The organism is Blautia sp. 210820-DFI.6.14, assembly GCF_020558815.1.
GTDB lineage: Bacteria > Bacillota > Clostridia > Lachnospirales > Lachnospiraceae > Blautia_A > Blautia_A obeum.
Map to the genome: position 1 here is coordinate 38,374 of NZ_JAJCKS010000003.1, position 24,414 is coordinate 62,787.

Sequence of the window (24,414 nt, forward strand, 5' to 3'; positions counted from 1 at the left end):
AGATGCAGAAGTTCCTTGAGCCAAACATTGGTTATATACTACAAATATAAGTTTGAAATAACAGATTGAAGTTATACATAACAAATAATAGTTTTATTAAACGAAAAAAAGTACTTGACAGCTTACAAACGTTAGCATATACTAACCCTGTAAGAAAAAGTAAATGGTGTTTAACTGTGAACTTTTTTTGATAAAGAAAATAATTCTCAATAAAGACTATAAAAGAAAGTGAGCTGATACATATGATGCCTATCACAATGGCTGGAATCGGAGAAAAATGTAAGATTCAGAAAATAGGTGGAAACGAAGAAACAAGACGTTTTCTGGCGAATCTTGGATTTGTCAATGAGGCTGAAGTGAGTATCGTTTCTGCAATCGGCGGAAATGTGATCGTGAACATCAAAGATGCACGTGTAGCAGTTAATTCAGATATGGCAAAGCACATATTTATATAAATTTTATAACGGAAAGGAGACAGAACGATGACTTTAGGTGATGCAAAAGTTGGAAGTACCGTTGTTGTAACAAAGATTGAAGGAGACAGCGCGTACAAACGTCGTATCATGGACATGGGAATCACAAAAGGAAGCGAACTGTATATCAGAAAAGTTGCTCCGCTTGGAGATCCTGTAGAGATCACTGTTAGAGGTTATGAGTTATCTGTAAGAAAGAACGATGCTCAGTGCGTACAGGTAAAGTAAGTACGCTCAGTGCGTACAGGTAAAGTAAGTACGCTGTAGTGTTCTGTAAGAACTATTATGAAAAATGCAACTGTGGAGAAGAACGCAGTTACAATAAGAGGGATTAAGGAGGTAAGAAAAAATGGCAATTAAGATTGCACTTGCCGGCAACCCGAACTGTGGTAAAACAACAATGTTCAACGCATTAACGGGCGCTAACCAGTACGTAGGAAACTGGCCGGGAGTTACTGTAGAGAAAAAAGAAGGTAAATTAAAGGGAAAGAAAGGAAAGGGCGAAGACATTATCGTAACGGACCTTCCTGGTATTTATTCCCTTTCACCATACACACTGGAAGAAGTAGTCAGCCGTGACTATGTCCTCAAAGAGAATCCAGATGTGATCATTGACCTTGTCGATGCAACAAATATCGAGCGTAACCTGTATCTGACCACTCAGCTGATCGAGACAGGTGTTCCGGTTGTTATTGCACTGAACATGGCTGATCTTCTTGAAAAAAGAGGAATCAAGATTGACACCAAGCGTCTTTCCATGCTGCTTGACTGCCCGATCATTGAGACATCTGCGCTGAGAGGGGAAGGCCTTGACAAATTGATCGACGAGGCTGTCAAAGTTGCAAAGAGCAGCAAAGTTGATCTTCCAAAAGAAATCTTCTCCAAAGATATGGAAGCAGCTATCGACGAAGTAAAAGGTGTTCTTCCTACATCTGTTACAGATGATAAGAAGAGATGGTATGCGGTTAAGTTCCTTGAGAATGATGAAAAAGTAAAAGAGGCTATGAAGCTTTCTGCTTCCGGACAGTCTCTGGTTGATACAAAACGTCAGGAACTTGAAAAACAGCATGACGATGACATGGAAAGTATCGTAACAGACGAAAGATACAAATTCATCCAGAAGATCGTTAATACGACGGTTAAAAAAGCAAAAGATAAACTGACTGTATCCGATAAGATCGACCGTATCGTTACCAACCGTATTCTTGGTATCCCGATCTTTGTTGCAGTTATGTGGCTTGTATATTATGTGTCCGTAACAACAGTCGGAACATTCGTAACAGACTGGACAAATGATGTATTTGTAGTAGCTATTCAGGACTTCTTTACAAACATCCTTACCAGCATCGGTGCCGGTGACCTGGTAATGGGACTTGTAGTTGATGGTATCATCGGTGGTCTTGGTGCAGTACTTGGATTCGTTCCTCAGATGGCAATTCTGTTCCTGTTCCTGTCCATCCTTGAAGACTGTGGTTACATGGTACGTATTGCATTCGTTATGGACCGTGTATTCCGTCACTTCGGACTTTCCGGTAAGAGCTTCATTCCGCTTCTGATTTCTTCAGGATGCGGTATCCCTGGAATCATGGCTTCCAAGACCATCGAACAGGACAATGACAGACGTCTTACTATTATGACAGCAACATTTATTCCTTGTGGTGCCAAACTTCCGGTTATCGCTCTTATGGGTGGTGTAATCGCTGGTGAAACTGCAGGATATGCAGAGAGCTCCTTTATCGCTCCTCTGATGTACTTCATCGGAATCGTAGCTGTACTTGTAGCAGCAATCATTCTTAAGAAGACAAAACCGTTCTCCGGTAAACCGGCTCCGTTCGTAATGGAGCTTCCACAGTATCATATTCCGCAGGTTAAAACAGTTCTCCTTCATGTATGGGAAAGGCTGAAAGGCTTCATCATCAAAGCTGGTACAATCCTGTTCCTTGCCTGCGTAGTAATGTGGTTCCTTGGTGGATTTGGATTCACAGATGGTGGATTCGGTATGGTAGAAGACAGCGCAGACAGCCTTATGGCAGCAATCGGTGGTGTGATCGCTCCGATCTTTGCTCCACTTGGATTCGGTGAATGGCAGCCGGTAGCAGCTTCTATCTCCGGTTTTACAGCAAAAGAAGCTATCGTATCTACAATGGGTGTCCTGGCTAACGTAGCTGGTGATACAGAAGATGCAGTAAACGTTGCAGCAGGTGTTGCAAGCTGGTTCCCGACAGGAATCGCAGCTTTCTCCTTCCTGATGTTCAACCTTCTTGATTCTCCTTGCCTTGCAGCTATTGCAACTATGGCAAAAGAAATGAACGACAGAAAATGGTTCTGGTTCGCAATTCTTTTCCAGAACATCTTTGCTTACGTTGTTTGCCTCTGCTTCTATCAGATTGGTTCCTTTGTAACTGGTGGAGCATTCGGTTTCGGAACTGTAGTAGGATTCGTAGTACTTATTGTAATGCTGTTCCTGCTGTTCAGACCGGACCCGTACAAAGATCAGAAAGTTTATTCTAAACGTTCTGTACAGGCATAATAAAAAATGTAATAATAAGGGGGCTGGATACAGAGATGTGTCCGGCCTCTGTTTGATTCGAAACCGATGACTGGTAGTACTTGATGAAGAGAGGATGAGTGAAATGCTGGCAAATATTATTATAATGATTCTGATCCTTGGATATTGTGCATTTATCATTTATAAAAGTGTAAAGAATACCAAAGAAGGTAAACATACGGGGTGTGCCGGATGCAGTGGAAACTGTGGAAGCTGCGGTGGATGCAGCGGTGCTGCTTTTCATAAGAACACCGCGCAGTCTTCTAAGAATCGTTTGAAATAGGAGGCACTGATATGGGAAATTCAACAGGATCCACAATGTACATGTTTGGTGCGGTCATTGTTATTTATATTGTAGGAATGCTGATCTATCAGGGGGTTCAGTGGATCAGGAAAAAAAGGGAACAGAAAAAAGACGAAGAATTCAGAAGAGGTGACAAATAGTGGTAGATATAATTATAGTACTGATCGTAATTGTTTTGCTTGGGTTTGCACTGAAAGGTTCTATCAAACATTTTAAAGGAGAGAGTCCATGCTGTGGAGGCGGCAGTGGAGAGATCGTTCTCGATATTCCGGATAAAAAACTTGAGAATCCGATACTTGGAAAGAAGGTTCTCAAAATTTCCGGTATGCACTGCGAACATTGTGTAAAGGCTGTTACAGAGGCAATCAACAAGATTGACGGAGCAGCTGCAAAAGTAAATCTTTCTGAGAACGAAGCAGTCGTTTCTTATGATCGTGAACTTGATGACGAACAGCTTAGAAAAATCGTCAAGGATGCAGGGTACAGAGTCGTAAGCATCAAATAATTCATAATATAATGAAGGAAATATCATTTCCCGGATCCCGTGGCATATGAAGCTGCGGGATTTTTTCTGCGCATCTCGCAGCAAGAATGCAGAGGCATTATTGAAGTGATTTTTTGAAGTGGTTCCCTGTATAAAAAACAGATTTTCTGCATAAGCTGATAATAAAATTTGCAGACAGCTACAGGAAAATCATCTGAGCTGAGTGGAGGTTGCATTATGTGGGGATTTTTTACGGCATTGATCTCGGGAGCACTGATGAGTATTCAGGGTGTTTTTAATACAGAAGTGACGAAACAGACCAGTTTATGGGTATCAACGGGATGGGTGCAGCTCTCAGCATTTATGGTCTGCGTGCTGGCATGGATATTTACAGGAAGACAGAGTGTTTCGGCATTATGGCAGGTGGATAATAAATACACGCTTCTTGGCGGAGTGATCGGAGCATTTATTACAATTACTGTTATTCAGAGCATGGGGGCACTTGGGCCTGCAAAAGCAGCTATGCTGATCGTCATTTCCCAGTTGATCGTGGCATATGTAATTGAACTTTTGGGAATGTTTGGAACAATGCAGCAACCGTTTGAGTGGAGAAAGATTCTGGGAATGCTGATCGCGATTGCCGGCATTGTGATTTTTAAATGGGAATAATAAAGTTATCATGCACAGGAATAAATAAAGTTTCCTATTGTAAATCTACCGGGAATTCGTTAAAATAAGACATGGTTAAGTATGAGAATCGGGGAGGTCTGCCGTAATCCTACGGAGGGAAGTGAACCGAGATCATGAAAGTAAATTTTTACAGTCTGATATTGAGCATATTTTTTCTGGCAGGTTTGTCAGGAATGAGTGGATGTCAGAAAAACAAAACAGAAATAATGCTGGACGGACAGGATACTGTATCAGAATCAGAAACACAGGATGATACACAGGCTGGGAATGATGCAACAGAGGATCTGGCGGAAGCAAAAATATCAGCAGAAGCGGAGCTATCGGAGATGCCGGTGGAGACAGAGCCGGAAATGATTTTTGTGGATGTCTGCGGAGCAGTAATGAATCCGGGAGTTTATGAACTGGATGGGAGCAGCCGGGTTTTTCAGGCAATAGAGGCGGCTGGAGGATTTTTGCCGGAAGCAGCGGCTTCGGCCGTGAATCAGGCACAGCCGGTCAGTGACGGACAGCAGATTTATGTACCTACGCAGGAAGAAGCGGAAGAGGGAGCTTTACCTGCGGCAATACAGCCGGCGGATCCGGGATCTGAGACAACAGATGCAAATGGTGTAGTGAATATCAACACAGCAGATGCATCTGCGCTTAAGAGCCTGTCAGGAATCGGTGATGCCAAGGCACAGGCAATTCTTACGTACAGAGAGGAACATGGTTTCTTTTCCAGTATTGAGGAGATCATGCAGGTGCCGGGAATCAAAGAAAGTACGTTTTCGGCGATAAAGGATAAAATAGCTGTGAAATAAGGAGAAAAGAATGAGCAGGAAAGTTTTAGTAGTTGATGACGAGAAACTGATCGTAAAAGGAATCCGTTTTAATCTGGAACAGGACGGTATGGAAGTTGACTGTGCTTATGACGGAGAAGAAGCGGTTGAGAAGGCAAAGGAGAATAAATACGATATTATCCTTCTGGACCTGATGCTTCCGAAGATGGATGGACTGGAAGTCTGCCAGCAGATCAGAGAATTCTCCAATGTTCCGATCGTCATGCTTACTGCAAAAGGTGAGGACATGGACAAGATCCTTGGACTGGACTACGGGGCAGATGACTATATTACAAAACCATTTAATATTCTTGAAGTAAAGGCCAGAATCAAAGCAATCATGCGTCGTGCGCGTTCTGAACATGAAGAAAAGGAAAAGGCGAAGACAATTGAAGCAGGCGATCTGAAACTGGACTGCGAGAGCCGTCGTGTATTTATTGCAGGCAAAGAAATTAATCTTACAGCAAAGGAATTTGATGTGCTGGAGCTTCTCGTATTCAATCCGAACAAGGTATACAGTCGTGAAAATCTTCTGAATATTGTCTGGGGATATGAATATCCGGGAGATGTCAGAACCGTTGATGTACATATTCGGCGTCTTCGTGAAAAAATCGAGGCTAATCCCAGTGAGCCTAAATATGTACACACCAAATGGGGCGTAGGATATTACTTCCAGGCATAACCCATGGTAACGAAAAAAAAGACAAAGTTTTTTAAGAGTCTGCGTTTTCGGATACTGGTCATACTGCTCATACTGGGAATTGTGCCAAGTGCTATCGTGACACAACTCATGATCAGTAATTATGAAAAACAGGCAATTGAAGTAAAGGTAAGTGAGATCAGTACACAGTGTGCGATTCTGTGTAATCAGATCATCAAAGAAAATTATCTCAATGACTCCAGCTCACAGTCTGTGAACAGCAAGCTGGAGTTGTTGTCTAATGTATATGGCGGAAGAATGGTGATTGTAGACAGAGATCTGAAAGTAATTGCAGATACCTATCATGTAGATGAAGGACGGACACTGATCTCACCAAAGGTCGTGAAGTGTTTTAAGAACGGAGAAGTCACAAATTACCGCAGATACGGGCAGATGCTGGAAATGGCTGTTCCCGTAAAGAGCGCGGATGTCCCGCAGATTCAGGGAGCCATGCTTGTAAATATTTCAATCAGTGACATTATGGCAACGGTGGGAGCACAGGAACAGATGGCGATGCTGCTCACAGGAATTATCGTTGCATTGTCTGTATTGCTTGCCTATGGCCTTTCTACGATTCTGGTCAAACCGCTGGCCAGTGTTACCAAATCCATCGAAGATCTTACTGACGGATATCAGAAAGATGAGATTTCAGTTCCGGATTATACAGAAACAGAGCTTATTACGGATGCATTCAATAAGATGCTTGCACGTATGAAAGTACTGGATGAATCAAGATCAGAGTTTGTTTCCAATGTATCGCATGAACTGAAGACACCAATGACTTCCATGAAGGTTCTGGCAGATTCCCTTGTCGGCCAGGAAGGAGTTCCGGAAGAACTTTATCAGGAATTTATGCGTGACATTACAGCGGAGATTGACAGGGAAAACCGTATTATTACCGATCTTCTGACTCTGGTAAAAATGGACAAGAAATCTGCAGATCTTCAGATCAGTCATATGGATATCAATCAGCTTCTGGAGGATATTCTCAAACGTCTGCGTCCGATTGCGGACAAACGCAATATTGACCTGATCCTTGACAGTTTCCGTCCTGTGGAAGCGGATGTGGATGAACTGAAATTTACATCTGCGATCAGTAACCTTGTTGAAAATGCGATAAAATACAATGTAGATGATGGCTGGGTACGTGTGTCACTTGACGCAGATCATAAGTTTTTCTATGTTACGGTAGCAGATTCCGGTATGGGTATCCCAGAGGATTCCATCGACCGTATTTTCGAGAGATTTTATCGTGTGGATAAATCACATTCCAGAGAGATCGGAGGAACCGGTCTTGGACTTGCGATAACAAGAAGTACGATTGCCATGCATCATGGTGTGATCAAAGTATTCAGCAGAGAAGGGGAAGGAACTACATTCTCAGTTCGTGTCCCGTTATCTTATATTCCGTAGGAGGTGCCGGATGAAGAAATATATAAGAGTACTTCTTCTGGCAGCACTGGTTTGCAGTTTACTTGCCGGATGCAGTATTGAGACAAAAAGCAGTAAGGATTCGCAGGATGAGAGTAAGTACCATCTGTATTATCTGAACGAGAGTGAGACGCTTCTCAGAGAAGAACCATATTCACCCGGAGAAGAGACGGCAGATTTTATGGTAAAAGATCTTATGCAGAAGGTTGGGAGCAAAGATGCACCGGATGGGGAAATCAGCCTTCTTCCAGAAGATGTTTCCATCAATTCTTATGAAGTGCAGAAAGATCTGCTTGTCATAGACTTCAGTAAAGAATACTCAAAAATGAGCAAGATCCGGGAGGTTATGACACGCGACGGAGTTGTGCAGACATTTTTGCAGATTCCGGATATTCATAAAGTCCAGTTTACAGTTGGAGGTCAGCCGCTGACCAACTCGCGAAATCAGGAAGTTGGAGAGATGACTTCAGATACATTTGCACAATATACCGGAAAAGACAAAGAAAGCTATCGTTATGATACTTTTACACTGTATTTTACGGATAAAAATGGAAAAAATCTGGTGAAAGAAACCAGAAATGTATATTATCGAAGATCTCTTCCAAAAGAACGTGTCGTGCTTGAACAGCTTGCGAAGGGACCGATGGAAGAAGGGCATTATGCAACAATACCAGACAGTTCTCTGGTTTTGAGTGTGATTACAGCGGACAGAATCTGCTATATTAACATGAACAGTACTTTTCGTGATGAAACACCGGAAGTAGGAGAAAATATCTCTATTTACTCGGTTGTGAATTCTATTATAGATTCCTGTGATGTTGACAGGGTTCAGATATCTATTGAAGGAAGTACGGAGGGGAACTTCCAGGATAGCCTGCCGTTATACAAATTTTATGAAAAAAACGAAGATTTAATTGCACAGGATGAGGAACCAAAGTAGTCCTGATGCAGTAATGCCGCAGGTGGAATAGCCTGCGGTGTTCTATATACAGAAAGGAAGGCTTATGAAAAGACGCCCGGTGTGTCTTGTATGCCTGATTCTGATGTTTTGTATATGGTTGATGGATCTGGCGGGATTTGCACGGATCAGTGGAAATCCTTTGCCGGAATCTGTACAATTATATATTGAAAAACATCCGGAAGCTGTCATCTGCGGGGAGGTGCAGCAATATCAGGCTACGGAATATTCTCTTTCTGCCTATCTTAAACATGTCTGTCTGATCGTCGGATCAGAACAAATTCCCATAAAAAATTTAAGAGTATTTTTAAAATCGAATAAAGAGTTCCCGATTGGAACCACTGTTAAGATTTCGGGAAAACTGGAAGAAATTCCTGAGCCACGAAATCCTGGAGAATTTGATTCCAGGCAATTCTACGCCTGTCAGAAAATCTACTATTTTATGAAAAACGGTGTGGTTCTGGCATGGAGCAGCAAATATTCCAGATATGGTCAGTTTATGCAGAATCTGAAAAGTAAGATAATGCAGACGCTGGATATTGCGGCAAAGGAAGATGCCGGTATTTTTGAAGCAATGCTGCTTGGTGAGAAAGATAACCTAGAAGATGAAGTTAAGATTCGTTACCAGATGGCGGGGATCATTCATATACTGGCGATTTCCGGACTTCACATCAGTGTACTGGGGATTGGATTTTTTGATCTGCTGAAAAGAGCCGGATTTGGAAATGTGTCTGCCGGGATGGTGGTGCTCAGTGTTCTTCTGCAATATGGAATCCTTACCGGGGAAAGTGTTTCTGCCATGCGGGCGGTAGGCATGTTTCTGGTGGCGGTTGGTGCAAGAATCGCAGGAAGAACCTATGATCTGCTGACGGCGCTGGCAGTGTCGGCGGTCCTTTTACTTCTGGATGCACCTGCAAATCTGTACAACAGTGGATTTTGGCTGTCGTTTGGGGCTGTTGCCGGACTTGGTGTAGTGGCACCGGTATTGGCAGGATGCATTAGAGTGGAGAATCGTCTGGCGGCATCCGTTATGAAAACACTGGTATCTTCGATAGCTGTGCAGATGACGACTTTTCCGATCATGCTGCGAATCTATGGAGAGATTTCGCTGGCTGGATTTTTTCTGAACCTGCTGGTGCTGCCGACAGTCAGTGTAGTACTGGTCAGTGGAATTGCAGCAGTTGCGGTTGGGATGGCATCGGTCAGTGCTGCAGTTTATGTGGTGCTGCCTGGAAGAGTGCTGCTTTTTCTGTATGAGAAACTCTGCGAACTGGCAGCAGGAATTCCGTTCTGTACATGGATCGCAGGAAGTCCGAAGCTGTGGCAATGTGCCGGATATTATGTATTGCTGTTTTTGGGAGTTGAAATTTTGGGAATGAGTCGGGGAACTGTCACATGGAATGGCGCAACTGGAAAAAGGGCGGGAAATCATGCATTCATGCAGGAAGAAAAGAATCATGGGGAAGGAAAAGGATGGCTGAGAAAATATCAGTTACTGTCAGGTATATCAGGAATCATGCTGATACTTGGACTGGGAATCCTCATTTATCATCCGTCTGGAAATCTGCAGATCACCTGTCTTGATATCGGACAGGGAGACTGTATTTCTATTCAGCTTCCACAGGGGCAGAATTTCCTGATCGATGGCGGCAGCAGTAACAAGAAGAATATTGCACACTATCAGATTCTGCCATTCCTTAAAAATCGGGGGATTGGAGTGATTGATGCTATTTTGATCTCACATACGGATAATGACCATATCAGTGGTGTGCTGGAACTGTTTGATTATATGAGGACACATCTTACTTCTGTCAGGGTGAAGAACCTGATCTTACCGGAATGGACACAACCGGACGATGCGTATCAGCAATTGGTGGATAAAGCGCAGGCAGCAGGCGTGAATGTACAAAAGGGAAGAAAAGGGGAACAAATTGCGCTTGGAAAAGCTTCTCTTCGATTCCTTTCACCGGATAGAGGGACTGCAGGAACAGATGCGAATGAAGACGGTATGGTCGTGGAACTGACATATGGCGGTTTTGAAGGGCTATTTACCGGTGATATCGGGACAGAGACGGAGAAAAAACTTCTGCCGGAGCTGGAAGATGTAGACTTTCTGAAAGTGGGACATCATGGATCCAGATATTCCACCTGTCAGGAATTTCTGGATGTGGTGAGACCGGAACTTGCGGTGGTCTCCTGCTCTGCAACAAATACATATGGACATCCGTCTGGCGAGACAATAGAACGGTTGGAAGATTCCGGGGCAAAGATTTGGTACACAATGAAAGAAGGGGCTGTGACAGCAGAGACCGATGGTAAGGAGGTATGGGTGGATACGTTTGTGCATCCGTGAGCAGAGATACGGTATTGAGAAAAAAATCAAAATCGTCTATACTAAACAGATAATGAATAATTAATGCTGTCTGTGGATGGCATTCCGTCAGAAAACGGTATTTTTCAGGAGGTTTCGCAGGAAGTGAAAAATTTACAGGAAGACATTAAAACAGGAAAATTCAAAAATGCATATCTTCTGTTTGGTGAGGAAGCGTATCTGAAGATTCAGTACAAAGAAAAGCTGATTCATGCATTAAATCCGGATGATGATACGATGAATTTTACCAAATATGAAGGAAAAGGAATTGAGGTGCGTGAAATGATCGACCTCTGTGAGACAATGCCTTTCTTTGCAGATCATCGTGTGGTCCTTGTGGAAAATTCCGGATTTTTTAAGAATAAATGTGATGAACTTGCAGATTATATGAAGACGCTGCCGGATTACCTGAGGCTGGTTTTTGTTGAAGAAGAGGTAGATAAACGAAGCCGTATGTATAAGGCGGTGAAAAACTGCGGCCGCATTGTAGAGTTTGCAAAGCAGGATGAAAAGACACTGATGCGCTGGGCAGCAGGTATTCTGGCGAGAGAAGGACGCAAGATCACGACCAGAGATATGGAACTTTTTCTGACAAAAACCGGTACGGATATGGGAAATATCCGTATGGAACTGGAGAAGCTGATCACATATACCATGGGACAGGATATTGTAACGAGAGAAGATATTGAGGAAATCTGTACAACACGGACAGAGAATAAGATCTTCGATATGGTTCGTGCAGTTACGGAGCGAAATCAGAGGAGAGCACTGGATCTGTATAATGATCTTCTGACGCTGCGTGAGCCGCCGATGAGGATACTGTTCCTGCTGTCGAAGCAATTCCGGCAGATGTGCCTTGCAAAGAAAATGGCAGGGGAAGGGGCATCTCAGAACGAAATTGCAACCAGACTTGGCGTACCGTCTTTTGTGGCAAGAAATATACTGGCCTGTGCGAGAGCTTACAGTGTTGAGGAGCTTGAACAGGCAGAAGAGGATTTTGTTGATGCGGAGGAGGCAGTGAAGACCGGAAGACTGCAGGATGTGCTGAGTGTGGAACTGTTGATAGTGAAATATAGTACTGAGAGAAAAAGATAAAAGTGTAACAGATGTGAGTAAATATAGTACCCGGAAACGGCTTCATCGTCCGGTTGTACTAGAATATAACCTGGCTGTTAAGAACGTCAAAATCGTCAGCAAACTCGCTACGCTCAGACAGAGTTTCCGATTTTGCCAACACAGCCCGAACATATTCAAGTACAACGACGAACGATTGCAGATGTTTCCGGGTACTATATTTATCCATCTGTTTTCGCTTTTATTTAATTTTTCTCCCGGGAAGGGGCGAAGGCACGGATAGTGCAAGAATTTCTTTACACCAATATACATAGGTGTCTTGACACCTAACATGTCGGGTAGTATAATCACAAATCAGAAAACATAAAAATACAAAACCCAACAGAAAATCCGGCATCAACCGGTACGAGGAAACAAAAATGAAAGAAAATTACGATGTCATTATCGTAGGAACAGGAGCCGCAGGTCTCTACTGTGCACTGAATCTGCCTTCCAGAATGAAAGTACTGATGCTGACCAAACAGCAGGCGGATCAGTCCGACTCCTTTCTGGCACAGGGCGGTATCTGCATGCTCAGAGGAGAAGAAGATTATAATGATTACTTTGAAGATACCATGCGTGCGGGCCATTACGAAAATGACGCAAAAGCAGTCGAGCTGATGATCCGTAGCTCTAACAGTATTATTCGAGATCTTTTACAGAGAAATGTTACATTTGAACGAACAGAGACGGGAGAATTGGATTTCACTAGAGAAGGAGCACATTCTCAGCCGAGAATCCTTTTCTATGAAGATATTACCGGTAAACAGATCACACAGACTCTTCTGAATCAGGCACTGACAAGAGACAATATTGAAATCTGCGAATATATGACCATGGTCGATATCATTTCCAAAGACAACGTCTGTGGCGGGGTAATCGTCATGGATGAGAAGAATGAAGTATATCCGGTCAGAGCACCATACGTTGTTCTGGCATGTGGTGGTCTCGGAGGTCTTTACAAAAACTCCACCAACTTCCCGCATATTGCAGGCGATGGACTTGGAATCGCCATGAAACATCAGGTGGTACTCGAACATCTGGATTATATACAGATTCATCCGACTACTCTTTATTCTCAGAAATCAGGACGCCGTTTCCTGATTTCTGAATCTGTCAGAGGAGAAGGTGCACTTTTGTATGATAAAAACGGACAGCGTTTTACAAATGAATTGCAGCCGCGAGATCTGCTCAGCCAGGCAATCTTTGCACAGATGGAAAAAGACGGTACTGATTTCGTGTGGGAAGATATGCGTCCACTGGGAGAAGAAACCATCATGAAACATTTTCCAAATATTTTCCACAGATGTGTAGAAGAAGGTTTTGATCCGCGCAAAGAGCCGATTCCGGTCGTTCCGGCACAGCACTATTTCATGGGTGGAATCAAGGTTGACCTTGGAAGCCGTACTTCCATGAAGGGGCTGTATGCCTGCGGTGAGACAAGCTGTAATGGTGTGCACGGCAAAAACCGTCTTGCAAGCAACTCACTTCTTGAATCTCTGGTCTTTGCAAGACGCGCTGCAGATGATATCATATTTGGAAGAAAACCAGATCCGTGCAGACCGGGTAGCATAGATCTGAAACCATATGAGGACAGAGACGCAGTTCTGACTGTTTATCATGAAATGGTTTTAAATGAAATTGAAAGGATGAAGAAGAGTCATGAATGAAATTACAATGAAAATGCAGGCTGATCAGCTGATCCGTATGGCGTTGCAGGAAGATATTACAAGCGAGGATGTTTCTACAAATGCGGTTATGCCGACAGCAACAAAAGGAACCGTAGATCTGATCGCAAAAGAAGACGGTGTAATTGCCGGACTTGACATTTATGCGAGAGTATTTACAATCCTGGATGAAAAAACAGAGATTGATTTTCACTGCAAAGATGGAGATGAAGTAAAAAAAGGTGAGTTGATGGCAACTGTAACAGGTGACATTCGAGTCCTTCTTTCCGGAGAACGTGTAGCGCTGAATTATCTGCAGAGAATGAGTGGAATTGCCACATATACCAGACAGGTTGCAAAACTTCTGGAAGGCAGCAAGGTAACTTTGCTGGATACCCGTAAGACAACCCCGAACTGCCGAGTATTTGAAAAATATGCAGTAAGAGTTGGAGGCGGATGTAATCACAGATATAATCTTTCAGATGGAGTTTTACTGAAAGATAACCACATCGGGGCAGCCGGAAGCGTAACCAAAGCGATACAGATGGCAAAAGCGTATGCACCGTTTGTCCGTAAGATCGAGATTGAGGTAGAGACACTGGAACAGGTAAAAGAGGCTGTAGAAGCTGGTGCGGATATCATCATGCTGGATAATATGACACCGGAAGTAATGAAACAGGCGGTTGAGCTGATCAATGGCAGAGCACAGACCGAATGCTCTGGTAATATCACAAAAGAAAATATTCAGAAGATCCGTGAAATCGGTGTTGATTTTGTTTCAAGCGGAGCTTTGACTCACTCTGCACCAATCCTTGACATTTCCATGAAAAATCTTCATGCGGTGTGAGAGGAGGAGACCTTATGAACACTGCAGAAAGACGCGGAGAAATTTTAAAGATCCTTCATAATGCAGATGCTCCGGTGGCAGCAAGAGAGCTTGCGGGAAAATTTGGTGTCAGCCGTCAGGTGATCGTGCAGGATCTGGCGGTGATAAGGGCTTCTACGCCGGGAATATTGTCAACAACAAAGGGGTATGTGATTCAGCAGGACAGCAGTTGCAGTCGAGAATTTAAAGTTCGTCACAGCCAGGATAAAGCTGCTGAGGAACTGAATCTGATCGTAGACTGTGGGGGGCATGTCAAAAATATCAGTATCAGTCACAGAGTTTATGGTCGTGTCAGCGCGGAGATGGATATTCGCTCCAGACAGGATGTGAGTGAGTTTGTACAGGCATTGCAGAACAGTCATTCCACTGTTTTAAGTAATGCAACTTCAGGATATCATTATCATCTGGTGGAAGCCGCAAGTGAAGAACGGTTGGATCTGATTGAAGAACAGCTGAAGAAAGCCGGTTTTCTGGCTCCGCTTCAGCCATGGGAACAGAGCACAGGAAAGGGAAATATTAAATTATGACAGTACAGGAAATTCAGCAGGAGATCCTGCGAATGAAAAAAGAACAGGATGTATGTATTCTGGCACATGCTTACCAGGGACAGGAAATTCTGGAAGTAGCAGATTACATGGGCGATTCTTATGGACTGAGTGTGCAGGCATCCAAGAGTAACTGCAAAGGCGTCATCATGTGTGGCGTCCGTTTTATGGCAGAAACCTGTAAGGTTTTAAGTCCGGAGAAGAAAGTATGGCTTGCCAATCCGACAGCCGGATGTCCAATGGCAGAACAGCTGGATCTGGAGAGCCTGCGTAAGTTAAAAGCAGAGCATCCGGGATATGCGGTAGTTGCTTATATCAATACGACTTCTGAACTAAAGACAGAGTGTGATGTCTGCGTGACATCTTCTTCTGCAGTACAGATCTGCAGTAAACTGGATAATGACAAGATTCTGTTTATCCCGGATCCGAACCTGGGACGTTTTGTTGCAGAGAAACTTCCGGAAAAAGAGTTTGCCTTCTACAAAGGTGGATGTCCAAGACATATTATCGTCAGCGCCCAAGATGTAGAAAAAGCAAAGAAAGCACATCCGGATGCATTGCTTCTGGTTCATCCGGAATGCCGTCAGGAAGTCGTAGAACTTGCTGATTATGTTGGTTCTACAACCGGAATCATGGAATATGCAAAGAAATCTCCGAATAAAGAATTCATCATCGGAACAGAGAACAGTATTGTGGAACATCTCCAGTTTGCATGTCCGGACAAACAGTTTTATCCGCTGTCTGTCATGCTGACCTGTATGAACATGAAGATCACAACACTGATGGATATTTACAATTGCCTGAAGGGAACCGGCGGAGAAGTGATCGAACTTCAGGAAAATGTTATGGAAGGCGCCGGACGCTGCATTCACCGTATGGTAGAACTCGGAGGGTGAATATAATAAATAAAGAAAAAGTTGAGCTGCTGGAAAGGATATTTTCAGCAGCTTGTTTTATACTCGAGTTTATAAAAAGTTTCGTTGACCAGATAGTAGGTTTTTGTTAAGCTTAGAACATAAAGAACTATAGTGAAAAGGAGGGTACAGAAAAAATATTTACCTGTACAGAAGATAAAATTTTCTGGATGAAACAGAAAGTGAAAAATACATTCCGATAATTCCTTTAAGAAACAGTATTCAGAGAAGGACAGTTAGATCAAAGAACAATATCTGAAACTATATAAAACTAATAATACGAATGGAGGACGTTATCGAAATGGAAAATACACCTACAGTCCCGAATAATGAGCTGGAACAGCGTTACATAAGGTATAAAGATGTAATAAAAGAGCTTACAATCATGAATGATATCTTTATGCGGAATGTATTTAAGAAGCGTGAATGTATAGAACATGTCCTGCGTATCATAATGGAAATGAAAAATCTGCAGGTATTGGATTATACTGTCCAGAAGGATTATAAGAATTTACAGGGGAGATCTGCAATCCTTGACTGTGTGGCGCGGGATGATGTAAATAACCAATATAATGTAGAAATCCAACAGGATACAGAAGGAGCGTCACCGAAAAGAGCAAGATATCACAGTGGATTACTGGATATGAATACTTTAAATCCAGGGCAGAATTTTGAGGAATTGACAGACAGTTATGTGATCTTTATCACAAAAGATGATGTGCGGGGAAATGGATTGCCGATTTATCATGCAGATCGAGTGATTGAAGAGACCGGAGGAATGTTTGGAGATGGATCGCATATTATATACGTGAATTCTTCGATTCAGGACGAAGACACAGCTCTAGGGCGATTGATGCATGATTTGCATTGTAAGAATGCCAATGATATGTACAGTGAGGTTTTAGCAAAGCGGGTATCTGAATTAAAAGAGACAGAAACGGAGGAAAGTGTTAGTATGTGCGATGCGTTAGAGAAACTTATTCAAGAATTTGAGCAGAAAGGCGAATTACAGGGCGAAGCACGTGGAATAGCAAAGGGCGCAATAAAAAAGGCGAAAGAGACTGCGAAAGCACTTAGCCAGGAAGGCATGCCAGTACAGAAGATTGCTCAGATTCTTGGAGAAGAGGGAGAAATAGTGAGGAATTGGTTAGAGGAAGAAAAATAACTGATTAATTGCTATTTGACAGGATGTCTTCAAAGTAAATGAGAAAATAGGATTCTATCGGAAGATTACAGACAGGGTGATGGAAATAAATCCGTTATCCTGTTTGTTTTTTGAAAATTCGTCGCTTTATACAAAAAATAGAGAAAAATATTGTCTGATTTAGTGGATTGCATATTGGAATCCGATATGATATTATACATACATGAAGAACGAAGTTCAAATATACAGAACAACGGAGCTTGGATTATCCCTTATCCAAGTTTGAATTCACCCGATATATGAGAACAAAGTTCAATAATACAGAACAAATACAGCTTAACATAGAGTGGAAAGGAGGAAGTTATTTTTTTAAACAAGAACAAAAACATTGTACATTATTAATGAACAAGGAGGGCGAGCAGTAAACTATGAAAGCAGCAGTTTTTACAGGACCTTATGAATTCAAAATCTGTGATCGTGAAAAACCGAAACCGGGTCCGAAAGAAGTACTTATCCGTATTCGTGCAGTTGGAATCTGTGGCTCAGATATTCATCCATACATGGGGGATGGAATAGATCGAAGAGAGCCTGGAATCATTATGGGACATGAAGCCTCTGGAGATGTTGAGGAAGTTGGTTCTGAAGTAACGAAATGGAAACCTGGCGACAGAGTTGCTATTAATCCACAGATCAATGATGAGACATGCCCAATGTGTAAGAAAGGACTTCCACATCTGTGTGATCATTCACTTCTGATTGGATCATCCATGAGAGGATTTCTGGATGGAGCAATGTGCGAATACCTGATCATGCATGAAAAACAGCTATATCATTTGCCAGATGAAGTAAGTTATGACCATGGCACATTTCTTGATCCACTTGGAAATGCGATACATCTGATCAACAGGGGTGGCGTAAAACTCGGAGATGTTGTTGTGATCATTGGTGCAGGAACGATCGGTCTTCTGGCAATCCAGACAGCAAAACTTGCAGGAGCAGTCAAAGTCATTGCAGTGGATCTTTCAGATTATAAACTAGGAATTGCAAAAGATGTTGGTGCAGACATCTGCCTGAAATCAGATGATCCGGAATTTATGGATAAGATCAAGGCTGAGACTCATGGCACAGGACCGGATGTAGTTGTAGAAGCTGTTGGAATTGGAGTTACTTATAATCTGGCACTGAATATGTGCAAAAAGAGAGGAACGGTTGTTGCTCTTGGCTTTACAAAACCGGAACTCGATATTGCAATTCAGCAGATCATATACAAAGAACTGAATGTATACGGAAGTACAGGATATGCGGATGAATGTGAGACAACACTGGAATTCCTGAAAATGAAAAAAGTAGATATCGATAAAGTTATCACACACAGGCTGCCACTTGAAAAAGTAAAAGAAGGTTTTGACCTGTTATGTGATAAGAACAGCGGAGCAATCAAAGTTATTTTAAACCCATAGGAGGTAATCTATGAAGAACAGATGGAGAAAATTAGTAGCAGGTGGGCTTGCAGCGTCAATGACGGTTATGATGGGAACCAGTGGAGTATATGCGGCAGATAAAGATGTGGAAATCAACCTTCTGAGTCACAGATATGCGGCGCTTGAGTATTATGCTCAGGCAATGATTGATAATGCACCGGAAAATGTCACAGTTAATACAGAATTAACAACATATGGAGACTGGCAGGAAAAGATGACCATGAACTTATCATCTAAGTCCAGTGCATATGATATCACATATATTTTCCCACCAGATCTGGCTACATTTGCAGATAACGGATGGCTGATGCCATTGGATGATTATATTGAAAAATATAATGACGTTTATAATTTTGATGATATTCCAGATTATCTGTGGGATGCATATACATATGATGGACATATCTATGGTATTCCAAGTCATCAGTGGGCTGCATTACTTTTTGCAAGAGATGACGTATTGGATGAAGCTGGATTAGAAGTACCAAAGACTCTGGATGAGCTAGTAGATACAGCAGATAAACTGAATACAGATGATATGTCAGGTATTACTCTTTCTCTGAAAGCATCAGATATGCTTGCAATTACCTTCCAGTGTTTTATGACAGCCTGCGGTGGATGGTGGTTTGATGATGATATGAAACCAACATTTAACAGTCCAGAGGCAATGAAAGCAGTTGAATACATTCAGAAATTAATGAATGATTGTCCTGATGGCAGTATGACATATGGTTCTGATGAAACTGCACTTGCAGTAGCACAGGGACTGGCAGCAATGGGACTGATTCAGACAACAAGATCAGGTGATATGGACAATCCTGAGAAATCTACAGTTGTGGGCAAGGTTGGATTCTACAGCTCTCCATCAATTGAAGAGGGTGGAGCACCTGCTTCGTTGTATGCAACAGCTGGTTATTCAATATCTGCATTTACAGAGCAGGATCCGGATCTTGTATTCCAGACAATGTGTAATGCACTTACAGAAGATGTTATGAAAGAGGGTGCATCAACTGGTATGCCAGTCAGAGAATCCCTTTTGAATGATACATTATTTGCAGAAAGACCAGATTATAAAGCTGCATGGGAAGCGATTCAGGTTGGTGCAAAGATGAGACCTGCAATTCCTGAGTTCTCAGAAATTATGGAAATTTCCATGACCGCATTATCTGATGCATTATCTAATGGAACAGATGTACAGGCTGCAATGGACAAAGCAGCAGAAGAATGTGAACAGATACTCTCTGATGCAGGATACTATGAATAATCTTATGAATTAGAATAATGAATTAAAGTGAAAAAGACAATACAGTATAGCCTAAATGTAAAAACATCTGCGTGGTCATGACAGCATGGTGGTGCTGTATTGTCTTTTTTGAATAATATTTAAAGAAAGGGTTGAGGTGATGGATCGAAAAAGTAAATACCTGTTATTTGCATTACCAAGTTTTATTTTGATTTTTACAGTTATGCTTTTTCCGGTAGGCTATGCGATCATATATAGCTTTACGGATTTCAGACTTGGTAAGAGTGCAAAATTTATAGGGCTTGAAAATTATATCAGTATATTCCAGGATTCCGAATTTCTCAGCGCCCTGGGCTTTACACTTATACTTACTTTAGTTGCGGTATTAAGTCAGTTTGTAATAGGAATGATATTAGCATTACTTTTGGATAATATTCATCACTTTAAAAAACCAATCAGTATTATGATCTATATTCCTTATTTCATAACAGCAGCTGCAATGGGTGTTATTTTCAGATGGATGTTTATGTCAAACTGGGGAATTATTGATCAGATATGCCGCATGATAGGAATAAGTACACCAGGATGGTTGGATTCACCGTTCTGGTCACGTGTGGTGATTATTCTGGGCGAAGTATTTCAGAATACACCGTTTTCAGTAATTATTTTATATGCAGGACTTCAGTCAATGCCGTTGGATCAGATTGAAGCAGCTAAAATTGATGGAGCCAATAACTGGCAGTTATTTACCAAAATAAAACTTCCGAATCTGAGACAGTTAATTATTATCATTTTTATGATGAGGACAATGGACGCATTCAGATTATTCGACAGAGTAAATGTAACGACAGGTGGTGGACCGGGAATTTCGACAGAAACTCTTGCAATCTATAATTATACAACTACATTTACAAAACTCAGAGTAGGAAGAGGATGTGCAATTGGTGTTATAACGTTGATCATTCTGGCGGTGATCATAAACGTTATAATGAAAGTTTTGAGAGTTAAGGAGGTGGATTGATGAGAGCGAAAAAAAGAATGATCGTAGTAATCAGTTATGTAGTTCTTATTCTTGTTGCACTCATTTCAATCTTTCCGCTTGTTTACGCAGTTATGATTGCAACAAAAAAACCGGTTGACGCATTTTCCATGTCGTTTAAGTGGATATATACACCTATTTTTGATAATTTTAAAACCCTTTGGATTGAAAAAGGATTTACAAAATATTTGTACAATACAGTAGTAGTTACCGGTTGCTGCGTATTGATTTCAGTACCTACTGCTACGTTGGGTGCATATGGTCTTATCAGAAATGGTGGAAAATTTGCGACCAGGATCTTAAATTCGACATTGTTGTTAAGGATGTTTCCACAGATGTTGTTGGCGATTCCTTATTTTATAATTGCAACTAATTTTGGACTGGCAGATACAAAATTTATTCTGGTTGTGATTGTAGTAGCATCCAATCAGCCATTTGCATTATGGTTGATGAGAGGATTTCTGATAACGATTCCTCCTGAGTTGGACGAGGCCGCACGAATAGACGGTTGTAATATGGTTCAGACGGTTACAAAAGTTATTTTACCGGTTGCTAAACCAGGTATCGCAACTGCATCTATATTTACATTCTTGCTTTCATATAATGAATATTTATTTGCATTGATTCTTACTCAAAAGAAAGCGATGACTCTTCCGGTAGCTATCGGACAGTATGGAGCAGAAGATCTTTCTTATTGGACATTATCGGCAGCGGGTGTTGTAAGCATTGTCATACCGATATGTATTGTAATGATATCCCTTCAGAAATATCTGGTAAAAGGAATGGTAGCAGGAGCCGTAAAAGGATAAGAGAACATACTTGATGGAGGAAAAGATATGAATAGTATTACAGTAAAAGTATTAGAAAAAAGATGCGAATATAAAGAAAATCCATTAGGAATTGATACCCCGAAACCAAGATTTTCATGGAAAATCAAAGCACTGAAAAGGGCTGCCGGTCAGGTGGCATATAATATTCAGGTCTGGGATGAAACAGGAAAGTGCATCTGGGATACCGGAAAATGTGAGAGTGATAATACTGTAAATGTACAGTATGAAGGTCAGCCACTGGAATCAAGAAAAGAATATCGGTGGACTCTGAAGGTCTGGGACAAACAGGGAGACGAATACGAAACAGATGCGGAGAAATTTGAGACTGCAATTTTAGAAGACAGCGAATGGAAAGCTGAATGGATTCGGGGCGGTAACCTTCTGAGAAAAGAGTTTTCAGCAGATAAGAAAATTAAAAAATCCAGAGTATATATATCTGGCCTTGGTTATTATGAGCTTTATATTAATGGAGATAAGATTGGGAATCATGTACTTGATCCGGCGTGGACAGACTTTGATCAGAAGATATATTATTCTGTATATGACGTTACAGAAAGTGTGAAAAAGGGAAAAAATGCTGTTGGTGTTATGCTTGGAAATGGACGTTATTCCCCATATGAGACAACTATTGCGAAGAACTGGCATCCATTAAAAAAATATGGAGAATCCCCGGTACTGTTTTACCAGCAGTATGTATATTATGAAGATGGAAGTGAGGATATCATTGTATCTGATCTGTCATGGAAAGTATCGGATGGTCCGATTGTATTTGATGATATTTATGATGGGGAACGATATGATGCACGTCTTGAAAAAGATGGATGGGATATGCCTGATTATGCTGACAAAGACTGGGCAGATGCCTGCAAAGTAAGTGAAAAGATGGGCAGACTGGTTTCTCAGGGAACATTTCCTGCTGTAAAAGTAATCAAACCGAGAATTCCAGTTTCTATGACCCAGCCACAGGCGGGGGTTTACCTGTATGACTTTGGACAGAATTTTGCTGGCTGGGTACATCTGACCGTACAGGGAAAGCCTGGCGATGTTATTTCTGTACACTATGCGGAGCTGAAAGATGAAAAAACAGGAATGCTTTGTCCGAATACAAACAGAAATGCAGAAGCACTTGATACGTATACATGCAAAGGTGATGGAACAGAAATCTTTGAGCCACATTTTACATATCACGGATTCAGATATATTGAACTTCGAGGATATCCGGGAACACCATCTATAGATAGCGTGCAGGCAAGAGTGGTACATTCTTCAGTAGAAAGAATTGGAAGCTTCAGCTGCGGAAATGAACTTATTAATAAAATCCATTCAAATTATGTGTGGACTCAGGTAAGTAATTTGCATAGTGTTCCGACAGACTGTTGTCAGCGAGATGAAAGAATGGGATGGGTCGGAGATGCACAGATGTCAGCAGAAGCAGCAGCTTATAATTTTGACATGGCACAGTTTTATAGCAAATTTGAAGGTGATATCAGAGAATCACAGCTTGAAACGGGAAGCGTGGCTGGTGTTTCTCCGGCATATTGGAGCTGTTATCCGGCAGATCCTACTTATGCAACAGCGTGCGTTGAATTTCCGTGGGTTGTAAGCAGATATTATGATGATGATAGAATCGTTGAGGAAAGTCTTGAGACAATGACGAAGTGGGTAGATTACCTTGGAAGTCAGGAGGATGAAGATGGTATTGTTTCATTTGGACTCTTTGGTGACTGGTGCCCACCGATGCATGCAAATCCGGTTGATACACCATTTGAGATTACATCTACATGGTATTATTGTCATGATGCTCTGATGGTATCACGTATGGCAGCAAGAATTGGCAAAGCAGATGTAGCAAAGAAATACCGTGAAGTGGCAAATAAAGTAGCAGACGCATTTAACAGACGTTTCCTTAAAGTAGACAGATATTCTGCATCTAAGTTTTCTGATGAAGAACTTGCAGAAAAAATTAAATCTTGGCTGAATGTTCTTCCGGAAGATCAGAGACCGGCAGTTATGAAACGATATGCAACATTGTATTCATCCAGTAGCCAGACTGCAAATCTCCTTCCGCTCTGGTTGGATATTACACCGGAGAAAAATGTAAAAGATGTACTGGAAACACTGGTGCAGGATTTGGAAGTTACGCGGGCATGGCACATTAACACTGGCGTAGTCGGACTTAAGTTTATGTTTGATGTTCTGATTAAATATGGATATGAAGATCTGGCATACAGACTTATTACACAGACTTCTTTCCCGTCATTTGGATATCAGATCGAAAAAGAAGGCGCTACAACACTTTGGGAAAGATGGGAATTCCTCAATAATGATAAATGTTTTAACTCTCACAGTCATCCATTTGCAGGAAGTGTAGATGTATATTTCTATAAAATACTTGCAGGTCTGGGATTGGACGAAGAAGTTTCTGGATTTAAGAAGATTATTCTGAAACCGATTATGTCAGGAGATCTTCCATATGCATCAGCATCAGTGAATACCATTCGTGGTAAAGTGGTATCGGCATGGGAGCGAAATGATGAAGAACTCAGATATAAAGTAGAAGTTCCGGGAAATACAACAGCAGAGTTGTACATTCCGAAAAATGCGTGGGACAAAATTGAGATCACCGAAGGAACAAAGAGCTGTTGGAATGGAGAAAATGCAGTAGATGTTGAAGGAATGACTTATTTAAGAGAAGAAGAAAAATATGTTGTTTATCAGATTGAAGCCGGCAGTTATGAGTTTAAAGTGGCACCAGTGAAATAAAGGAGGGACAGG

General features: G+C 41.8%; 23 protein-coding genes. All 23 read left to right on the top strand.

Translation table 11 applies throughout. From position 1 onward, the window contains the following. Window positions 1-245 precede the first annotated feature (245 nt). The 23 genes from LI112_RS04105 to LI112_RS04215 all read left to right on the top strand — a co-directional run bounded on the left by LI112_RS04105 (window position 246) and on the right by LI112_RS04215 (window position 24,402). Window positions 246-455 (top strand): FeoA family protein, encoded by a 210-nt coding sequence (locus LI112_RS04105; RefSeq protein ID WP_044925470.1) that lies wholly within the window; start codon window positions 246-248, stop codon window positions 453-455. Between the two features lie 27 nt (window positions 456-482). After that, window positions 483-701, top strand: coding sequence for a ferrous iron transport protein A (locus LI112_RS04110; protein WP_005424329.1), 219 nt, complete (start codon window positions 483-485; stop codon window positions 699-701). 121 nt (window positions 702-822) lie between these two features. Next, window positions 823-3,003 (top strand): ferrous iron transport protein B, encoded by a 2,181-nt coding sequence (gene feoB, locus LI112_RS04115; protein WP_055055687.1) that lies wholly within the window; start codon window positions 823-825, stop codon window positions 3,001-3,003. 103 nt (window positions 3,004-3,106) lie between these two features. Continuing rightward, window positions 3,107-3,304, top strand: coding sequence for a FeoB-associated Cys-rich membrane protein (locus LI112_RS04120; RefSeq protein WP_055055686.1), 198 nt, complete (start codon window positions 3,107-3,109; stop codon window positions 3,302-3,304). A gap of 11 nt (window positions 3,305-3,315) precedes the next feature. Beyond that, window positions 3,316-3,465: a hypothetical protein gene (locus tag LI112_RS04125; RefSeq protein ID WP_117639096.1), complete on the top strand. Its 150-nt coding sequence runs from the start codon at window positions 3,316-3,318 to the stop codon at window positions 3,463-3,465. Beyond that, a complete protein-coding gene (locus LI112_RS04130) occupies window positions 3,465-3,830 on the top strand; it encodes a heavy-metal-associated domain-containing protein (protein ID WP_117739115.1) in 366 nt (121 codons plus the stop codon). Before LI112_RS04125 ends, LI112_RS04130 begins: the two co-directional genes overlap by 1 nt. Window positions 3,831-4,046: 216 nt before the next feature. After that, window positions 4,047-4,478 carry a DMT family transporter gene (locus LI112_RS04135; RefSeq protein ID WP_005425504.1) on the top strand — a complete coding sequence of 144 codons (432 nt, stop codon included), beginning with the start codon at window positions 4,047-4,049 and terminating at the stop codon, window positions 4,476-4,478. 134 nt (window positions 4,479-4,612) lie between these two features. Then, window positions 4,613-5,299: a ComEA family DNA-binding protein gene (locus tag LI112_RS04140; protein WP_005425502.1), complete on the top strand. Its 687-nt coding sequence runs from the start codon at window positions 4,613-4,615 to the stop codon at window positions 5,297-5,299. A 10-nt stretch (window positions 5,300-5,309) separates the two neighbouring features. Then, window positions 5,310-5,999: a response regulator transcription factor gene (locus LI112_RS04145; protein ID WP_005425500.1), complete on the top strand. Its 690-nt coding sequence runs from the start codon at window positions 5,310-5,312 to the stop codon at window positions 5,997-5,999. 3 nt (window positions 6,000-6,002) lie between these two features. Further along, the gene (locus LI112_RS04150; protein WP_227190280.1) at window positions 6,003-7,430 is read left to right on the top strand and encodes a cell wall metabolism sensor histidine kinase WalK; all 1,428 of its coding nucleotides are present in this window, start codon (window positions 6,003-6,005) and stop codon (window positions 7,428-7,430) included. A gap of 10 nt (window positions 7,431-7,440) precedes the next feature. Beyond that, window positions 7,441-8,388 carry a GerMN domain-containing protein gene (locus LI112_RS04155; protein ID WP_227190281.1) on the top strand — a complete coding sequence of 316 codons (948 nt, stop codon included), beginning with the start codon at window positions 7,441-7,443 and terminating at the stop codon, window positions 8,386-8,388. A gap of 37 nt (window positions 8,389-8,425) precedes the next feature. Next, window positions 8,426-10,759 (top strand): ComEC/Rec2 family competence protein, encoded by a 2,334-nt coding sequence (locus tag LI112_RS04160; protein WP_330664097.1) that lies wholly within the window; start codon window positions 8,426-8,428, stop codon window positions 10,757-10,759. 123 nt (window positions 10,760-10,882) lie between these two features. Next, on the top strand, window positions 10,883-11,872 hold the full coding sequence (gene holA, locus LI112_RS04165) for a DNA polymerase III subunit delta (RefSeq protein WP_044925759.1): 990 nt from the start codon (window positions 10,883-10,885) through the stop codon (window positions 11,870-11,872). Window positions 11,873-12,270: 398 nt separating this feature from the next. After that, window positions 12,271-13,560, top strand: coding sequence for an L-aspartate oxidase (locus LI112_RS04170; protein WP_119200808.1), 1,290 nt, complete (start codon window positions 12,271-12,273; stop codon window positions 13,558-13,560). Beyond that, window positions 13,553-14,404 carry a carboxylating nicotinate-nucleotide diphosphorylase gene (gene nadC / locus LI112_RS04175; protein ID WP_117753733.1) on the top strand — a complete coding sequence of 284 codons (852 nt, stop codon included), beginning with the start codon at window positions 13,553-13,555 and terminating at the stop codon, window positions 14,402-14,404. The genes LI112_RS04170 and nadC overlap by 8 nt, the downstream gene beginning before the upstream one ends. 14 nt (window positions 14,405-14,418) lie before the next feature. Beyond that, entirely contained in the window at window positions 14,419-14,970 is a 552-nt protein-coding gene (locus LI112_RS04180) for a transcription repressor NadR (protein WP_005425483.1), read from the top strand. Beyond that, window positions 14,967-15,884 (top strand): quinolinate synthase NadA, encoded by a 918-nt coding sequence (nadA, locus tag LI112_RS04185; RefSeq protein ID WP_118197892.1) that lies wholly within the window; start codon window positions 14,967-14,969, stop codon window positions 15,882-15,884. Before LI112_RS04180 ends, nadA begins: the two co-directional genes overlap by 4 nt. 319 nt (window positions 15,885-16,203) lie before the next feature. Further along, on the top strand, window positions 16,204-17,067 hold the full coding sequence (locus LI112_RS04190; protein ID WP_022388439.1) for a PD-(D/E)XK nuclease family transposase: 864 nt from the start codon (window positions 16,204-16,206) through the stop codon (window positions 17,065-17,067). A gap of 407 nt (window positions 17,068-17,474) precedes the next feature. After that, window positions 17,475-18,506: a zinc-binding dehydrogenase gene (locus LI112_RS04195; RefSeq protein ID WP_117592044.1), complete on the top strand. Its 1,032-nt coding sequence runs from the start codon at window positions 17,475-17,477 to the stop codon at window positions 18,504-18,506. Between the two features lie 10 nt (window positions 18,507-18,516). After that, window positions 18,517-19,791, top strand: coding sequence for an ABC transporter substrate-binding protein (locus LI112_RS04200; RefSeq protein ID WP_117592042.1), 1,275 nt, complete (start codon window positions 18,517-18,519; stop codon window positions 19,789-19,791). A 139-nt stretch (window positions 19,792-19,930) separates the two neighbouring features. After that, entirely contained in the window at window positions 19,931-20,791 is an 861-nt protein-coding gene (locus LI112_RS04205) for a carbohydrate ABC transporter permease (protein WP_117592040.1), read from the top strand. Further along, window positions 20,791-21,618, top strand: a complete 828-nt coding sequence (locus LI112_RS04210; protein WP_227190283.1) for a carbohydrate ABC transporter permease — start codon at window positions 20,791-20,793, stop codon at window positions 21,616-21,618. Before LI112_RS04205 ends, LI112_RS04210 begins: the two co-directional genes overlap by 1 nt. Window positions 21,619-21,645: 27 nt before the next feature. After that, window positions 21,646-24,402, top strand: coding sequence for a family 78 glycoside hydrolase catalytic domain (locus tag LI112_RS04215; protein ID WP_117592036.1), 2,757 nt, complete (start codon window positions 21,646-21,648; stop codon window positions 24,400-24,402). Window positions 24,403-24,414: the final 12 nt, after the last annotated feature.

What these genes read in the sequence shown, in the direction of transcription:
- LI112_RS04105 (WP_044925470.1), top strand. Translation starts at nt 246, where the DNA reads ATGCCTATCACAATGGCTGGAATCGGAGAAAAATGTAAGATTCAGAAA.
- LI112_RS04110 (WP_005424329.1), top strand. Translation starts at nt 483, where the DNA reads ATGACTTTAGGTGATGCAAAAGTTGGAAGTACCGTTGTTGTAACAAAG.
- feoB (WP_055055687.1), top strand. Translation starts at nt 823, where the DNA reads ATGGCAATTAAGATTGCACTTGCCGGCAACCCGAACTGTGGTAAAACA.
- LI112_RS04120 (WP_055055686.1), top strand. Translation starts at nt 3,107, where the DNA reads ATGCTGGCAAATATTATTATAATGATTCTGATCCTTGGATATTGTGCA.
- LI112_RS04125 (WP_117639096.1), top strand. Translation starts at nt 3,316, where the DNA reads ATGGGAAATTCAACAGGATCCACAATGTACATGTTTGGTGCGGTCATT.
- LI112_RS04135 (WP_005425504.1), top strand. Translation starts at nt 4,047, where the DNA reads ATGTGGGGATTTTTTACGGCATTGATCTCGGGAGCACTGATGAGTATT.
- LI112_RS04140 (WP_005425502.1), top strand. Translation starts at nt 4,613, where the DNA reads ATGAAAGTAAATTTTTACAGTCTGATATTGAGCATATTTTTTCTGGCA.
- LI112_RS04145 (WP_005425500.1), top strand. Translation starts at nt 5,310, where the DNA reads ATGAGCAGGAAAGTTTTAGTAGTTGATGACGAGAAACTGATCGTAAAA.
- LI112_RS04150 (WP_227190280.1), top strand. Translation starts at nt 6,003, where the DNA reads ATGGTAACGAAAAAAAAGACAAAGTTTTTTAAGAGTCTGCGTTTTCGG.
- LI112_RS04155 (WP_227190281.1), top strand. Translation starts at nt 7,441, where the DNA reads ATGAAGAAATATATAAGAGTACTTCTTCTGGCAGCACTGGTTTGCAGT.
- LI112_RS04170 (WP_119200808.1), top strand. Translation starts at nt 12,271, where the DNA reads ATGAAAGAAAATTACGATGTCATTATCGTAGGAACAGGAGCCGCAGGT.
- nadC (WP_117753733.1), top strand. Translation starts at nt 13,553, where the DNA reads ATGAATGAAATTACAATGAAAATGCAGGCTGATCAGCTGATCCGTATG.
- LI112_RS04180 (WP_005425483.1), top strand. Translation starts at nt 14,419, where the DNA reads ATGAACACTGCAGAAAGACGCGGAGAAATTTTAAAGATCCTTCATAAT.
- nadA (WP_118197892.1), top strand. Translation starts at nt 14,967, where the DNA reads ATGACAGTACAGGAAATTCAGCAGGAGATCCTGCGAATGAAAAAAGAA.
- LI112_RS04190 (WP_022388439.1), top strand. Translation starts at nt 16,204, where the DNA reads ATGGAAAATACACCTACAGTCCCGAATAATGAGCTGGAACAGCGTTAC.
- LI112_RS04195 (WP_117592044.1), top strand. Translation starts at nt 17,475, where the DNA reads ATGAAAGCAGCAGTTTTTACAGGACCTTATGAATTCAAAATCTGTGAT.
- LI112_RS04200 (WP_117592042.1), top strand. Translation starts at nt 18,517, where the DNA reads ATGAAGAACAGATGGAGAAAATTAGTAGCAGGTGGGCTTGCAGCGTCA.
- LI112_RS04205 (WP_117592040.1), top strand. Translation starts at nt 19,931, where the DNA reads ATGGATCGAAAAAGTAAATACCTGTTATTTGCATTACCAAGTTTTATT.
- LI112_RS04210 (WP_227190283.1), top strand. Translation starts at nt 20,791, where the DNA reads ATGAGAGCGAAAAAAAGAATGATCGTAGTAATCAGTTATGTAGTTCTT.
- LI112_RS04215 (WP_117592036.1), top strand. Translation starts at nt 21,646, where the DNA reads ATGAATAGTATTACAGTAAAAGTATTAGAAAAAAGATGCGAATATAAA.